Consider the following 13,966-nt stretch of genomic DNA (forward strand, 5'->3'; position numbering starts at 1 on the left):
TCCCAGGTTCTTATATTTAACTCCTGGAAGAAGCAAAGAAAAGAGGGCTTCAAACCCCGGCCCCGATGTCCTCCGCGATGTCCGGAAGGTCGAGGGCCATGAGCTTGGCCCTGGTCGGGATTCCATCCCTGCTCCAGCCGCGGGCCTGATAGTACTCGTCGAGCATCCTGTCGAGCTCCCACGGCGGTACATGCATACCCTTGCTGACACCCTCCGGAATCGGCTCCCACATGATTCTGTACGGGAGCGTGTCGTCCTTCCTGCTGAAGCCCTCGCGGACGTTGAAGGCCCTGGCGATGTTCATTATCCTCTCGCCGATGACCATCAGCTCGGCCTCGCCGATGTTCATGCCGGTGATGGCCTCGACGAGCGGCGGGAAGCCCTCGAGGAAGTACATGTGCCTTGAGAACTTGCACGTTCCGGTGGCGTCGTAGACCGCCATGAGGTTCTCGTGGAAGGCGATCTCGAATCCCTTGTTCTCGCCCCTGGTCCTGTCAACGCCGTCGAACTTCCACCACCTGCCGACGAGCTCGGTTCCGTAGGCGCCGCTGGTCAGGTGGTCGGCACCGCGGACGTTCACGGCGAAGGCGAGCGCCATTCCCTTTATACCGCGGACGTCGTAGGCAGGCGGCTCCATGCCCTTGACGTGCATGGCGAACTTCTCGCTGCCCTTTCCGAGCCTCTCGCTGGCCCTCTTGACACCGTCGGCGAGGAGCTTTCCGAGGTTGCCCTCGCGGTAGGCCATCTTCCTGAGGGCCTCGACCGCTGCCTCTCCGTTGCCGAAGGTGAGCTCGATGCCGTCGGCCTCTTCCTTGGTGAGCAATCCGCGCTCGTAGGCCTCCATGGCCCAGGCGATGGTGACACCGGCGGAGATGGTGTCGAGGCCGAGCTGGTCTGCGAGGTAGTTGAGGTAGGCAACGGTCTCGAAGTCGTCGAGCTCAAGGACGCCGCCGAAGGAGTAGAGGGTCTCGTACTCGGGACCGTCCACCATGAAGCTGCCCCACTTCTCGCTCTCCACCCTGACGTACTGGCTGCACGGCTTGTTGCACATCGGGCACGGCTTCCTTCCCGCGCGGTACTTCGGCGCCCAGAAGTACGGGTCGATTCCGATGTGCTCCCTGCCCTCCTCCTTGGCCCTCTCGTAAGCCTTCTTGAAGAAGCCCATCTGCCAGTTCCTGGTCGGGAAGGTACCGCGCTCGCGGTTCATCCAGTCGAGGAACTCACCGCTTCCGTAGTCCATGTCCGCCTTGGTGGCCGGGTGGTCCTTGAAGACGAGGGCCCACTCCTTCAGGAGCTCGCGGAACTTCTCGGGGCTGGCTATCGGGGCCTTCTTGCTGCCCTTCACAAGGATACCCTTGAGCTTCTTGCTTCCGAGGACGGCACCGGGTCCTCCACGGGCGGCCTGCCTGTCATCGGTCTCGATTGTCGAGATGAGGCTGAGTCTCTCACCCGCGGGTCCGATGAACGCGGTCGCGTAGCCGGGGTACTCCTCCTTGGCCTTGGACCTGGCCTCGCCGGTGGTGAGGCCCCAGTAGCCATCGGCGGGAACGATCTCGACGTCATCGTCGTTGATGATGAGCATGACGGGTTCATCGCTCCCTCCCTCTACGATGAGCATGTCGTAGCCTGCCCTCTTGAGCTGAACGCCCATCTCGGCACCGGCCATGGCCCTTCCATAGCCGCCGGTGAGCGGGCTCTTGAAGTTGAAGGCAGTCTTAGAGCCGGTTCCAATGCCGGTATCAACGAACAGACCGGGCGTGATTATCATCTTGTTCTCGGGCCCGAGGGGGTCCGCGCCCGCCGGGACCTCGTCGTAGAGAACCCTGGTTCCAAAGCCAACGCCGCCGAGGTACTTCCTCGGGAACTCCTCGGGGAGGGGCTCAACCTTGACCTCCCTGGTGGTCAGGTTGACCCTCAGAATCTTGCCCCAGTAGCCGCCTTTTGCCTCCATTTCAGAATCACCTCGAAAGATTTTCGGGTTGGAGGATATAAGGTCTTCGCAAAAGGAAGCGTTTCACAGCATATGTTAAGTTAAGTTCAATTGTTAACCACCGACGAACCGCCTCCGACACAACGGACCAAAAGTTTGTCCGATGGAACAGAAAGTTCCATGGATGAACCTAATGGAGAAAGTTTAAACGGCCGCTGGAACGCCGCCGTTCGGTTGGGATAGCGCCTTTCAACAGGAACATAGAAGAAGGGTTCATCTCTTGAAGACCCTCACGTCAACGACGACGTGCCAGACCCCAGGAGCGTAGCGCTTGATTACCAGTTCGTTGAGCTTCTCGGTCTCGTAGCCGTACTCCCTCGCGATTTCCTGGAACGTTCTGAAGGGCTCCTCCGGCATCAGCCTCTCGGGCACCGTGTTGTGGTAGTGTATTATCGCTTCATCCTTAGCTATGCTCAGGGCCTTGGGGATGAACTCATGGGTCGTAACGACGTAGCCCATCAGAATCCTGTCGGCTACGTTCTCCCCCGGGAAGTCGCGGTTGTCGATGTTGTAGGCCGTCATCCTGTCCTGAACCCGGTTCAGCTCGATATTCTCGACGAGGAACTGGAATGTGTACGGGCTCTTCTCTATTGCAATGACCCTGGCCTTCCCGTGGACAGCCATCGGGAGGCTGAGGTGTCCGATTCCGGCGAACATGTCCACGACCAGCTCGCCCGGCCTTGCAACCCTGGCCATTCTAACGCGCTCCTTGACGTTGGCGGGGGAGAACATGACTTTGGCAACGTCCAGCTTGTATCTGATTCCGTTCTCAATGTGCACCGTTACCGTATCGCTCCCGTAGAGAACCTCGTAGTTCGTCTCGCGGAACTCACCGCCTATCCTGCCCTTCCTCAGGACGGTTTTGACCCCGATTACCTGGGCATAGACCTCGGCGATGCGGTGCTTGTACGGCTCAAGCTCCTGCCGAAGCGGGAGGATCAGTACATCGCCTATCTGAACCCAGTGCTTGGGGAGCATCTCAACTAACTCCCCGGGGAGTTCACGGGACAACGTTTTCCGAATGCGGGGTTTGATTAGTTTGGTGTTCCTTTGTCCCATTTCACGTCTAATCCTTAGGCGGGGGTTTTAAACCTTTGCCCACTACCTGTCATAAGTCCCATAATGTTTCCAAGATTGAAATAGAAAGCATTTTCTGACTCAGTGCCTCCTGCTTGTCCACAGCACAAAGGCGAATGCGAGCAATGAGATGACTAATATGATCCCATTACCACATATTTCTCGTTCACACTGCGAAAAATCAAGGGTCATATTGATCAAAACCTCTGGCCTGAGATCGGGGGAATCATCGTATGTTATCCGGTAGAGGGGAAAAGTTTTGAGCTCATCTCCGTCGTAGAAAAACAGAACGATGGGGTTCAGTTTATCCACATTTTCGACCATGAGATTATCAGGGGAACAGTTTCCCCTTCCGTGTATTATAACATTTGGATATCCATAATCCGTCGTCCCCTCATAAAAAGGGACATAGAACAGAACCCCGTTTTTGAGAAAAACTGCCCTGAAATTGTCGTAGTCGGATTTTAACAGTACGTAGCCTTTCAGGTTTTCCAGCGGAACTCTGTATGTCTGGGAGCCGTTAGAAAAAACGAGGGTATCTCCTTCCACTCTACCCGGAATTCCATGATACGGGCGAAATAGATAGGACAGGTTACCTAATGGACGAACGCATGCCTTCCCCGGATGGATTTCGTAGTAATTCGACTCGTTTGCCTCCGGAAGCCCAGGCTTTATTTCACCGAACATGTAGGCCATCCTCCACGATGAGTTCGAATGGCTAAACCCGATTTCTACATCCACATTGGAGAGCTGGGGGACGTAGGCAACGTTGCTCCCGTTGAAGTAAAACACATAGCACCTGAAAAACGTTGGATCGAGTGAGCAATAACATAGTTTCTCCTCCGAGCCGGTGCCTGGGCACATCGTATAATACGCCAGGTCCCACTCAACGACGATGAAAGCGTCGGATTCTCCGGGGTAAACGCGGATGGATGTGATAAATCCATCGCTCTGCGCTGCCACTAAAGGGGGGATGAAAATGATCAAAAGAAATAAAAGAAATAATACGAAATGTTTAGACATAATGTTCACCTAGGCTATCCTGGCAATATCTTTCCATGTTGTCGATAACTCTCAAGTCTGTACTAAAGTAGTATGCCCTGTGATAAAATTTGTGTCCAAGAACATCTTTCTGTGCCCGTAGATAATCGCCGGCATAACTGAGGGCAGAAGTGGGATTAGATGATCTACAGTTCTCCACGCTAAACCACCACAGGCCGAAAGTTGCCATTTAAATTCCTCCAGAGTGTTTTTGATACTATTTATTAATTAGTGTCTAAAAACTTTTTTATTACTTGATCAAATATATGAATCCTAAAAGAAATTGAAAGAAGTTGTACAAGCTTGCCGTTTCGGCAAAAAGCGAGGAGAAAGCCTTAAAAAGCGGAACGGCGAATTTAAAACGAGAAATCCTCCGGGGGTAGATGAGGAGTATGGATGAAGAACCTTCAAGTAGTTGGTTCTCCCGTCTGTTTAAGTCACGTGAGAAACCCGTCTTTCTTGAGCAGAAGCTCAGCAGGGAGGCATACGAGGACTACAGGGAGCTTTTAATGAAGGCCAGGCCCGAAGTGAACGGCTCGAAGCTCACCCTGAGGCTGTCCAACGGAACGGTTGAACTCGAGGACGGCGTTCTGAGGGTAAAGGCCAGGAACAAAAAGACCGCAGAGAAGATACTGAGGAACCTCCACCACTACGAGCAGCCGCCGAGCATCTGGCCTGCTTACGGCCTGAGCTACTCGCTCAAGAGGAAGAGGGGCACCATTCTTTGACCCCTTTCTTTCCCTTCCCCCAAAGGTTTAAATGCCGGGTTAGCCCTAACCTTCCAAGCGGATGACGACCCTTGCCCAGTCTGATGGGTGATGACGTCGGTATTAGCTGACGCAGGGGCGGAGAGGTTCGCGGGCCGATGACCCGCCCCCCTTCCTGGAGGGAACGGAATGGCCGGAAATGACGGAAGCAATGGGAACGATGGTTTCATCGAGTTCTACGCCAGCGAGGCCCTGACGTGCCCGAGGAGGATATACTTCAGGCTCAAGGGCTACCCCGAGAGGTGGCCGGAGTTTGTGAAGGTGCGGCTGAACCAGGGCATAAATACCCACAACGTCCTCGGTGAGATCCTGCAAAAACGCTTCGGCTTCGAGCTTGAGAAGCACCTCGTTCTCAGGTCCCAGAGACTCGGTTTCGAGATACACGGCAGGATAGACGCCATAGGGGACTTCCCGATCGAGATAAAGGGCAAGACCAGCCTCCCCACCAAACCCTATGACTACCACATGGCCCAGCTCAACATTTACATGCGCTGGGCGGAGGCGGAGTACGGCTATCTCTACTACATAAAGCTCCACGAGGAACCTATGAAGGTGATAAGCAAGATCGACTTTTCGCGCTTCCCCATCGTAAAGGGGCCGAACTTCAGGGCCTTTGAAGTCCCCTACGACGGCAAGCTCTTCCGCGAGACCCTCAAGCATTTCTACTCAGTCAAGAAGGCCTACGAAAGAGGAAAGCCCCCGAAGGGAGAGTACTCCTACACGTGCAGGTTCTGCCCCTACCGCTATCTGTGCTATCCTGACGATGAGTGAGCGCCCCCCTAACCCCTCTCCGCCCTCCATTTGAGTCCGTTATCAGCGACCGCGCCCACCTTTCCCTCGTTGTAGAGCTTCGCAATGAAGGCCCTGGCGGGGACGAGGTTGAGGGCGAGCTTCTGGGGCGTGACCTCGACCCCGTAGTGCTTCATTATGCGGAAGGCGATACCGTCGATGCCCATCGGGCCCTCCCGCAGGATGTCCAGGATGAGGCTTTCTGTCTCCTCGACACGGGTGAGGTTGAAGTCGAGCAGTTCGAGTGCCTCCCCCTCCACCGGCCTGCCGTGGGAGGGTATCAGGAGAAAGCCATCTTCTGCATAATTCTTTAATTCTGCAATTGAAGCTTTGAATAGGTCCGGGTCGACCATGTAGGGCAGGCCGACCGAGGTTATAACCCGCTCCCCGAAGAAGGCGTCCCCCGCGTAGAGGACACCGCCCGCTTCGTCCACGAAACCGGTCATGCCGGGGGAATGTCCGTTTAGCTTCACAGACTTGAGACCGAAGGGTTCGTCACCCCACTCGAAAACCGCATGAACCTTGACCTCATCGGGGAACTGGAAGACGAGGAAGCCGTTCGGCGCCTTCGAGCCGAAGGTGAGCAGTTCCCTGTTCAGCGGACTCTCGGCTATCGAGAACTCGAAGCGGTGCATGAGCAGGGGAGCGTCGATCCTCGGCGCAACCGATATGTGGTCCGCGTGGCCGTGCGTCGCAAGCTGGGCCTTTATTTCGACCCCGAGCTTTCGAACCTCCCTTTTCAGATCCTTGTGCCGCCCGCTCCCGTGGCCGGGGTCGATCAGAACCGCCCCTTCCCTGAGAACCTTTATCAGGGTGGAGGGACTGCCCGGGTATAGGTAGATAGAATCTCCGAGCTCTCTCAGCGCCATGTTACCACCGCGAAAGTTAGGAAAAGGAGAATAAAAGGCCATCGATGGAATGGAAAAAGCAGGAAAAGGGAGAGGCCTCAAACGTGCCTCGGGTAGAGGGTCTTCTTGCCCTCGTCCTTGGCCCTCTTGACGGCCTTCTCAACGAGGGTCTTGATCTCGGCCTCAAGGGCCTCGTAGAACTCCGGGTTGACCCTCATCTCGGGGTCGATGGCCTTAACGGCCTCCTTAACCTTGCTCTTAACAATCATCTCAACCATTTCATACACCTCCTTTCAGCGGGGCCGCTTTCAGTGGCCGCCAATAATCATACCTCCTTGGGGTTTATAATCCTTCCTGCGGTTCCCAGGGTGGTGTACCTATTCTCTCCGGAGAGGTGCCACTGGGGCGCACTCCAAAATGTTAAATGCTCTATGAAGATAGTGGTTACGGTGGTGGCATGAAAAATCGGAGGCTCGTCCTTATCGACGGCGAACACTATCCCGACGTTACCGCGTGGGCGGTGGAACGGCTCGGTGGCGTCTGCTGCGCCGTCTTTCTGGGCGGAAGCGAGAAGATTGGGGACATTCGTGACATAGAGGAGAGGCTCGGGATTCCCGTGTATTACGCGGGGAACTACCTTGCCGCCCTCGCGAGGGCCCTCAGGGAGAACGACGTTTGCGAGGTCGTTGACCTGAGCGACGAGCCCGTCCTGAACTATGAGGACAGGTTTAGGATTGCATCCCTGTGCATGCTCCACGGTGTGACCTACAGGGGGGCGGACTTCACGTTCACCCCCAGGCAGCTGAAGAGGACGAGAAAGCCGAGCCTTGCCGTCATAGGGACTGGGAAGAGGGTCGGCAAGACTGCGGTCAGCGGCTTCATAGCCAGAACCCTCAAGGAGATAGCCAACCCCGTCATAGTCACGATGGGCCGCGGAGGTCCTGAAGAGCCGGAGCTGATAGAGGGGGACAAGTTTGAGATAACCCCCGAGTTCCTCCTCAAGCTCGCTGAGAGCGGGAAGCACGCCGCCTCGGACCACTTTGAGAACGCGCTCACCTCACGTGTTGCAACCATAGGGTGCCGTCGCTGCGGGGGAGGCATGGCGGGGTTTTCCTTCTTCGACGTTGTGGACGAGGGCGTTAAGCTGGCGGAGAGCCTGCCAAACGACCTCATAATCCTCGAGGGCAGCGGGGCAACGTTTCCGGCGTACCGTGCGGATGGGTACGTCCTCATGGTCAGCGCCGCCCAGAAGTCCGACTTCATAGGCGGCTACTTCGGCCCCTTCAGGCTCTCTCTGGCGGACATAGTCGTCGTCACGATGGCCGACTCGGTACGCCCGGAGCGGCTGAGGGAGCTTGAGAGGATAATCCGGGAGACTAACCCCGACGCGGACGTGCATTTGACCGCGTTCAAACCGAGGCCCCTCGGGGACGTTTCCGGGAAGAGGCTGGCCCTTGTGATGACGTCGGGGCTGGCCCTCGAGGGGGCGAGGAGGTACATCGAGGGTCTGGGGGCGGATGTCGTCCATGCCTCCGGCAACCTGTCGAGGCGGCCCGCACTGAGAAAAGACCTGGAGGGATTTGAGGGCATCGACGCGGTGGCCGTTGAGCTCAAGGCCGCCGCAGTGGACGTTGTTACCAGGTGGGCACTTGAGAGGGGAATCGAGGTGATCTACCTGGACAACGAGCCGGTCAACATCGATGGAAAGGACCTGAAAGGGGCCGTTTTGAGGCTCGGCCGCTCGATACTGGAGGGGAGAGGATGATAATCGTAACCGACCCCGAGAGCAGGGCCAGACTCCCGTTCTCGAGGGGGATCCTCACGCGCTCCATAACCCTTGCGGGGGTTGACGTTGGCATCGCCTACAGTATAGCCACGGAGGTTCAGAAGGAGCTGAATTCCAGGAAGGCCAAGTTCGTCACCACGGAGGAGATACGGGAACTGACGTACAGGAAGCTCATTGACCACGGCCTCAGGGAGGCGGCTAAGCGCTACCTGTTCTGGCGCCAGCTCCGCCGCCTGAAGGTGCCGATAACCATTCTCCTTGGCGGGGCAACGGGCGTCGGGAAGTCAACGATAGCGACCGAGCTGGCGTTTCGCCTCGGCATAAGGAGCGTTATAGGAACTGACACGGTAAGGGAGGTCATGAGGAAGATAATAGCACCCGAACTTCTCCCCGACCTCCACACATCGTCCTTCCTCGCCTGGACGGCCGCCGGCAGGGTCAAGGGAAGGGACTCCCCCCTGATCAGGGGCTTCGAGGAGCAGGTCCGTCACGTGTCCGTTGGCCTCAAGGCGGTCCTTGAGAGGGCCCACAAGGAGGGCTTCAACACGGTCATCGAGGGCATACACCTGGTTCCCGGCTACGTGGAGCTCAACGACAGGGACTTCATGTACGTGGTAACCGTGGGGAGCAAGCGGGACCTGGAGGCCAGGTTCTACGAAAGGGCGCGCTACAGCAAGAGGCCCGCCGAGTACTACATCGAGCACATAGACGCCATCATGGAGATACAGGATTTCATCGTGGAGATGGCCAGGGAGCACGGGGTTCGGGTGATAAACAACGTCGAACTCGAGAGCACGGTGGACGTTATAATGGAGGACATAATGGAGCGGCTGATGAGAAAGATGGGAAGAGACGTCAGGGGGTGAACGGGCCCTTTATCTTCCATATTCCAAGGAGCCTTCCGCTCCCCCACGTGGCCTGAACCTCAAAGACGACTATCATTCCGGGGTATATGTCTATAAGGTTGAAGCTGTTTCCGAAGGGGTTCCTGTGGAGCTCCCAGCTTATTGAGCCCGCGTTGACTATGGGTGTTTTCTCAACTTTGACCGCGAAGGAGTTGCCCCCATGGCCGGTCAGCACGAGGTTGGCCTCCCCCCACGTCAATGTCCTCAGCACGTCGCCGGCGTCTTCGAGGAATCCCACCTCCCTGCTCCGCGGAATCGGAATGATGTTGTGGTGCAGAACGACCACCGTAAAGCTCTCGCGATACTCCTCGAGGTGCCTCGCTATTTTCCGCTGGCCTATCCGCCCGACGACCCCTATTGGAGTTTCGTACTGGGCGCTTATCACCGGAAGAAACGTGAAGCCCTTCATCTCCACGATTTCCGGTTCGCCGAAGTACTCCAGAAACAGGTCGTAGCCCAGGTAGGTTATGTCGTTATGGCCGGGAACGACGAGCTTTTCCGCTTTGATCTTCTCGTAGAACTCGTAGGCCTTCTCGTAGTAGCGCTCTATCCCCATATCCACGATGTCACCGTTGTGGATCACTATGTCGGGCCTCAGCTTTTCGTTTATGGTGCGCACCGCGTTTTCGAGTACCTTCCTCCTGAAGTACATCCTGTCCGAGACGTTGCTCTCACTCATCTGGACTATCCGGAGCAGGCGCTCCCCGCGGGGCACGAAGATCTTCGGCTTTATGGGTCTGTGTTCCTTCCGCACCTCGTCCCCGGTCACGCGTTTTATCGTAACCTCGATCCTGCCGTCGTCGTGGATGGTGATGATGTTGTAGCTGTTCACGTCCCCCTTCCTCGTCTTCCTGCAGGATGTGCAGCCCGCGTTGTCAACCACCATATCCTCGATGCGGTAGACGTTGGGCACGTGCTTGTGGCCGCAGGTGTAGAGGCCCACCTCGTGCCTGAGGAGGAGGTCGAGGACGTCGCCGGCGTTGTACAGAACGTTTCTCTCCCGCCCGGTGTCGGGCAGCGGGACGAGGTGATGGTGTGCGGCGACGATTTTGAACTTTTTCTCGGAGTACTCCTCGAGCCTCGACTTGAGCCACCGGAACTTGTGACCGCCCACCCTGCCGTCGCTCAGGTCGGGTATGGTCGAGTCAACCCAGATGACGACACCGTCGCGGAACTCGTAAACGCCGTTAAGCGGACCTATGAACTTCTCGAACAGTTCATAGCCGACGTTCCTGACATCGTGGTTGCCAGGAATGACAACGAGCGGCTTCTTTATTTTTCCAAGCTCGTACGAGGCCCGCTCATACTCCTCGCGGAGGCCCTGGTTGGTCACGTCACCGGTGTGTATCACGAAGTCGAAGTCCCCGCGGTTCACGTCGTTGACTATGAGGTCGTAGGCGTAGCCCTTGTAGGCGCTCTCGCCGGTTATGTGGGTGTCGCTTATGTGCGCTATCCGTATCATAACCATCACTCCGCCGCGATGGCTGTCTCGAGCCGCCTCCGGCTGGCGGTCAGCAGGTCGCTCAGGCTGAATATGCCGACTATCTCCCCATCCTCCTCGATGAGCATGTGCTTGATCCCTTTCTTGGCCATCAGGTTGAGGACGTCCCTCACGGGAGTGTTCGCGTCGACTGTTATCAGCTCCCCGCTCATTATCTCCCTGACGGGGGTGCCGTTCGACAGCCCCGGGATGACGACACGTCGGATTATGTCGCTCTTTGTGAAGAATCCCACCACCCTGTTTTCTTCAACGACAACCAGGGAGCCTATGTCGAACTCCACCATAACCTCGCAGGCGCGCTTTACGCTGTCGTCCGGAGAAACGCCTATCAGTTTCCTCGTCATGTAAACCTTGATCGGAGCGTCCCCATCCATGTTACCACCCAAAATAAAAGTGGGGCGGCATCGTATATAACGTTTCACAGGTGAACGGTCTCAACGTCGAAGCCGTCCTCACCAAGCCTGACGTAGAACGCGGTTCCGTTTGGGATTACCAGGTAGTCCGCGGGATGGTACAGCTCAAAGGTTGACGACGTCACCGCGAAGAGGTCCTCACCTTCAATGAGGAGCAGCCTGCCGTAGTCGTAGTTCAGCGGGTTCTCGGCATATTTCTCGCTCATGCTGGCGGTTATGAAAGCGGAGAATCTTCCCCCGGAATCCTGGAACAGGGTGACGGTGTTGAAGAGGGACTTCATCGTCCCGTTGATGATCCGGTACTGCTCCAGAACGTCATCGAGCGACGGGCTGGAGAGCCTCCTGCACAGGTAGGTGGCGAAGGCGTAGGTGTCGGAAACGTTCCCCAGCTCCTCCCCGTCCAGTTCGGCAAGCTCCATAATCCTCCCCTTGTCAAGGTCGCCGTTGTGAAGCAGCCAGAACGTGAAGCCGTGTCTGGACGAAAATGCAAACGGGTGGACGTTGAAGAGGTTCCTGGCCCCCTGACTGGCCGCCCTCGTGTGGGCCATCAGCACGGTGAAGCCCTCAAACTCCTCTCTGAGGGAACCGAGGGCGGCGGCGTCCTCAAATATGGGCCTCAGCGAGCGGTAGTGCTTCACCGAACCCTCCTTCAGGAGGACGTACCCCCATCCGTCCCTGTGCTGATTCCCCCTTCCCCTCCGCTCCTTGTACGGGTCATTTTCGGAGGACCTTACCAGGGCATCCAGCAGCGGACGAATCCGCTTTCCGTCACCTGCTGCAAACATTATGCGGCACATAGTCCCACCGGAGCAATTTGAACCCACCGCCCAAAAGCTTTTAGGTCGTGGGGAGAGCACTAAAGCGGTCGGGGGTATGGGCATGGAGGGACTTACCAAGGCCGTGGCCAGCGTCAGGAGGAAAATCCGTTCACACAGGGAACTCTACGCCAAGAACGAGGAGGCGGTGAAGCAGCACCTCATAGGGGAGGTCTTTCAGGCACTGGGATGGGACTGGAACAACCCCGAAGAGGTCAGACCGGAGGAGCGGACGGAGGACGGGAGGGCGGACTACGCGCTCATCCTCAACGGCGAGGTCTTTGCCTACGTCGAGGCCAAGAACCTCGGGGTTAACATAATCAAACGGGACGAGCCCCTCCGCCAGCTGGCGCGCTACTGCTTCAACTCCGGCGTTAAATACGGCATCCTCACGAACGGTGCCGTGTGGATAGCGGTGAAGGCCTTTGAAGAGGGCTCCCGTCTGAGGGACAGGGTTCTCGTCACCGTCAACATCGAGGAAGAGCCCCTTGAGAAGGCCGTGCTGAAGCTGTCTATTCTCTCGAAGTCCAGGATAACCGAGATGGAGAGGGTTGCCTCCCTTCTGAGGGCGCTTGAACTGAGCTTTCTGGGGCTCAGGCAGGAGGGCTACTCCGAGGAGATGCTGATCGAGTACCTGACGTCGCGGGAGGGCATGAACACGGTTCCCGTTGGGGAGCTGAAGGGGGACGAGACGCCCAAGGCAGCCTATGTCTATGACGGTGGATGGAAGCTCCTTCCCCTCCAGGAAAGGAGCATCAAGGGGGTTCTTCTCTCCGTCCTGCTGTATCTGGAGAAGCGCGCCCAGGGGTACGAGCGGGAGGAGATACGGAGGGCCTACGAGCACATCAGGAGAATGTCGCTCAGCCCCGAGACCGCCCTGGGTGTACTCAAAAAGCTGGAGGAAGAGGAAAAGCTGAGGATATCGGTTGAGATTTGATGGGGCTCAGACCACCTTCCAGAGCTCGTCGCTCTCAGGTCTCTCAAGGGGCCTCTCTTCACCGTTCTCAACGATGACCCTGACGCCGGGGTCTTCCACAAACTCTCCTATGACGGAGGCGTTTATGCCCTTCTCTCCGAGGGCGTTTAGGATTTCATCCACGCCGTCCCTCGGGGCGGCTATCATCAGGGCCCCGGAGCTTATCAGGGCGAGGGGGTTTAGACCGTAGAAGCGGCATATTCCGAGCGTCTCCTCTCGTATGGGTATTCTCTCGAGGTGCACCCTGAAGCCCAGGCCGGCGGCGTCGGCCATCTCGTGAAGGCCGTTCGCTATTCCTCCCTCCGTCGGGTCGTGCATGGCGTGAACGCCGACCTCGTTGGCCGTGAGGGCATCTTCCACGACGCTTATCATCTCGATGAACTTCCTCGCCTTCTTGACGAACTCCCTTCCGAAAGCCCTCTCAAGCTCCTCCGCCCTCTCGCCCGCTATTATCGACGTTCCCTCAAGGCCGGCCCACTTGGTGAGTATTATCGCGTCCCCGGGCTTCGAGCCGTTCGACGTCACGAGCTTTCCCCTTGGCACCTCTCCGAGCATCGTCCCGACGACTATCGGCCTGTCGAGGCCCGGCGTCACCTCCGTGTGGCCGCCCACTATGGCGACGCCGAGTTTTGCGGCGCTCCTGTGGAGCTCCTCCATTATCCCCGAGAGGATGGCCTCGTCGGAGTTCTCGGGGAGGAGAATTGAAGCGAGGAACCACTTCGGTCTGGCCCCAAAGGTGGCCACGTCGTTGGCGTTGACGTGAACCGCGTAGAAACCTATTCCCTCCCCGGCACCGGTTATGGGGTCGGTCGATGCAACGAGAACCGTCTCTCCGAAGTCTATCGCGGCCGCATCCACCCCGAGGTCGGCCCCGATTATCACCCTCTCCCCCCTGGCCCCGAGGCGGTTGAAAACAAGCTCTCTGAGTTTTTCCGGTGGAATTTTACCCACAGGCAGCATCTTGATCCCCCTGAATTCCTTTGTGTCTGTACGACATAACAGGTGAATGCTTAAAGACTTTGCCCGAGGATGAGTGTTTCAGAATACGTGGACTGTCG

General features: G+C 57.3%; 14 protein-coding genes. 5 read left to right on the forward strand and 9 right to left on the reverse strand.

The window, feature by feature from the left end; genetic code table 11:
* Positions 1 to 49: 49 nt before the first annotated feature.
* The 3 genes from FPV09_RS00910 to FPV09_RS00920 form a co-directional block, all read right to left on the reverse strand.
* Positions 50 to 1,951 (reverse strand): aldehyde ferredoxin oxidoreductase family protein, encoded by a 1,902-nt coding sequence (locus FPV09_RS00910; RefSeq protein WP_148882025.1) that lies wholly within the window; start codon positions 1,949 to 1,951, stop codon positions 50 to 52.
* Between the two features lie 252 nt (positions 1,952 to 2,203).
* Positions 2,204 to 3,049 carry a tRNA(Phe) (4-demethylwyosine(37)-C(7)) aminocarboxypropyltransferase Taw2 gene (gene taw2, locus FPV09_RS00915; RefSeq protein ID WP_148882026.1) on the reverse strand — a complete coding sequence of 282 codons (846 nt, stop codon included), beginning with the start codon at positions 3,047 to 3,049 and terminating at the stop codon, positions 2,204 to 2,206.
* Between the two features lie 99 nt (positions 3,050 to 3,148).
* On the reverse strand, positions 3,149 to 4,030 hold the full coding sequence (locus FPV09_RS00920; protein WP_148882027.1) for a hypothetical protein: 882 nt from the start codon (positions 4,028 to 4,030) through the stop codon (positions 3,149 to 3,151).
* Positions 4,031 to 4,500: 470 nt separating this feature from the next.
* On the opposite strand from FPV09_RS00920, the gene FPV09_RS00925 reads away from it, so the two are divergent.
* Positions 4,501 to 4,836 (forward strand): PIN domain-containing protein, encoded by a 336-nt coding sequence (locus tag FPV09_RS00925; RefSeq protein ID WP_148883577.1) that lies wholly within the window; start codon positions 4,501 to 4,503, stop codon positions 4,834 to 4,836.
* Positions 4,837 to 5,004: 168 nt separating this feature from the next.
* Positions 5,005 to 5,646, forward strand: a complete 642-nt coding sequence (gene cas4 / locus FPV09_RS00930) for a CRISPR-associated protein Cas4 (RefSeq protein ID WP_148882028.1) — start codon at positions 5,005 to 5,007, stop codon at positions 5,644 to 5,646.
* 8 nt (positions 5,647 to 5,654) lie between these two features.
* Here cas4 and FPV09_RS00935 read toward each other — a convergent pair whose 3' ends face one another.
* Both FPV09_RS00935 and FPV09_RS00940 read right to left on the reverse strand, forming a co-directional pair.
* A complete protein-coding gene (locus FPV09_RS00935) occupies positions 5,655 to 6,533 on the reverse strand; it encodes an MBL fold metallo-hydrolase (RefSeq protein WP_148882029.1) in 879 nt (292 codons plus the stop codon).
* Positions 6,534 to 6,610: 77 nt separating this feature from the next.
* Entirely contained in the window at positions 6,611 to 6,790 is a 180-nt protein-coding gene (locus FPV09_RS00940) for a hypothetical protein (RefSeq protein ID WP_148882030.1), read from the reverse strand.
* A gap of 179 nt (positions 6,791 to 6,969) precedes the next feature.
* Here FPV09_RS00940 and FPV09_RS00945 point away from each other — a divergent pair, with 179 nt between their 5' ends.
* Both FPV09_RS00945 and FPV09_RS00950 read left to right on the forward strand, forming a co-directional pair.
* Entirely contained in the window at positions 6,970 to 8,277 is a 1,308-nt protein-coding gene (locus tag FPV09_RS00945) for a 2,3-diphosphoglycerate synthetase (RefSeq protein ID WP_148882031.1), read from the forward strand.
* Positions 8,274 to 9,164 carry a 2-phosphoglycerate kinase gene (locus FPV09_RS00950; RefSeq protein ID WP_148882032.1) on the forward strand — a complete coding sequence of 297 codons (891 nt, stop codon included), beginning with the start codon at positions 8,274 to 8,276 and terminating at the stop codon, positions 9,162 to 9,164. Before FPV09_RS00945 ends, FPV09_RS00950 begins: the two co-directional genes overlap by 4 nt.
* On the opposite strand, the gene FPV09_RS00955 is transcribed toward FPV09_RS00950, so the two are convergent.
* From FPV09_RS00955 to FPV09_RS00965, 3 genes are read right to left on the reverse strand one after another with little or no spacing between them, the layout of a single operon-like run.
* The gene (locus FPV09_RS00955; protein ID WP_148883578.1) at positions 9,154 to 10,665 is read right to left on the reverse strand and encodes a metallophosphoesterase family protein; all 1,512 of its coding nucleotides are present in this window, start codon (positions 10,663 to 10,665) and stop codon (positions 9,154 to 9,156) included. The two genes, FPV09_RS00950 and FPV09_RS00955, sit on opposite strands and share 11 nt — an antisense overlap.
* Positions 10,666 to 10,670: 5 nt before the next feature.
* Positions 10,671 to 11,078, reverse strand: a complete 408-nt coding sequence (locus FPV09_RS00960; RefSeq protein ID WP_148882033.1) for a CBS domain-containing protein — start codon at positions 11,076 to 11,078, stop codon at positions 10,671 to 10,673.
* Positions 11,079 to 11,122: 44 nt separating this feature from the next.
* Positions 11,123 to 11,914 (reverse strand): class II glutamine amidotransferase, encoded by a 792-nt coding sequence (locus tag FPV09_RS00965; protein WP_246112278.1) that lies wholly within the window; start codon positions 11,912 to 11,914, stop codon positions 11,123 to 11,125.
* 82 nt (positions 11,915 to 11,996) lie between these two features.
* Here FPV09_RS00965 and FPV09_RS00970 point away from each other — a divergent pair, with 82 nt between their 5' ends.
* Complete coding sequence (locus FPV09_RS00970) at positions 11,997 to 12,869, forward strand: type I restriction endonuclease (protein WP_148882034.1); 873 nt, start codon at positions 11,997 to 11,999, stop codon at positions 12,867 to 12,869.
* A 6-nt stretch (positions 12,870 to 12,875) separates the two neighbouring features.
* Here FPV09_RS00970 and FPV09_RS00975 read toward each other — a convergent pair whose 3' ends face one another.
* On the reverse strand, positions 12,876 to 13,868 hold the full coding sequence (locus tag FPV09_RS00975; protein ID WP_148882035.1) for an AIR synthase family protein: 993 nt from the start codon (positions 13,866 to 13,868) through the stop codon (positions 12,876 to 12,878).
* Positions 13,869 to 13,966: the final 98 nt, after the last annotated feature.

The sequence above is a fragment of the Thermococcus aciditolerans genome, from assembly GCF_008152015.1.
Classification (GTDB): Archaea; Methanobacteriota_B; Thermococci; order Thermococcales; family Thermococcaceae; genus Thermococcus; species Thermococcus celericrescens.

Coding starts and splice junctions, on each gene's coding strand:
- FPV09_RS00910 (WP_148882025.1), bottom strand. CDS start 1,951: ATGGAGGCAAAAGGCGGCTACTGGGGCAAGATTCTGAGGGTCAACCTG.
- taw2 (WP_148882026.1), bottom strand. CDS start 3,049: ATGGGACAAAGGAACACCAAACTAATCAAACCCCGCATTCGGAAAACG.
- FPV09_RS00925 (WP_148883577.1), top strand. CDS start 4,501: ATGGATGAAGAACCTTCAAGTAGTTGGTTCTCCCGTCTGTTTAAGTCA.
- cas4 (WP_148882028.1), top strand. CDS start 5,005: ATGGCCGGAAATGACGGAAGCAATGGGAACGATGGTTTCATCGAGTTC.
- FPV09_RS00935 (WP_148882029.1), bottom strand. CDS start 6,533: ATGGCGCTGAGAGAGCTCGGAGATTCTATCTACCTATACCCGGGCAGT.
- FPV09_RS00940 (WP_148882030.1), bottom strand. CDS start 6,790: ATGGTTGAGATGATTGTTAAGAGCAAGGTTAAGGAGGCCGTTAAGGCC.
- FPV09_RS00945 (WP_148882031.1), top strand. CDS start 6,970: ATGAAAAATCGGAGGCTCGTCCTTATCGACGGCGAACACTATCCCGAC.
- FPV09_RS00950 (WP_148882032.1), top strand. CDS start 8,274: ATGATAATCGTAACCGACCCCGAGAGCAGGGCCAGACTCCCGTTCTCG.
- FPV09_RS00955 (WP_148883578.1), bottom strand. CDS start 10,665: ATGATACGGATAGCGCACATAAGCGACACCCACATAACCGGCGAGAGC.
- FPV09_RS00960 (WP_148882033.1), bottom strand. CDS start 11,078: ATGGATGGGGACGCTCCGATCAAGGTTTACATGACGAGGAAACTGATA.
- FPV09_RS00965 (WP_246112278.1), bottom strand. CDS start 11,914: ATGTGCCGCATAATGTTTGCAGCAGGTGACGGAAAGCGGATTCGTCCG.
- FPV09_RS00970 (WP_148882034.1), top strand. CDS start 11,997: ATGGAGGGACTTACCAAGGCCGTGGCCAGCGTCAGGAGGAAAATCCGT.
- FPV09_RS00975 (WP_148882035.1), bottom strand. CDS start 13,868: ATGCTGCCTGTGGGTAAAATTCCACCGGAAAAACTCAGAGAGCTTGTT.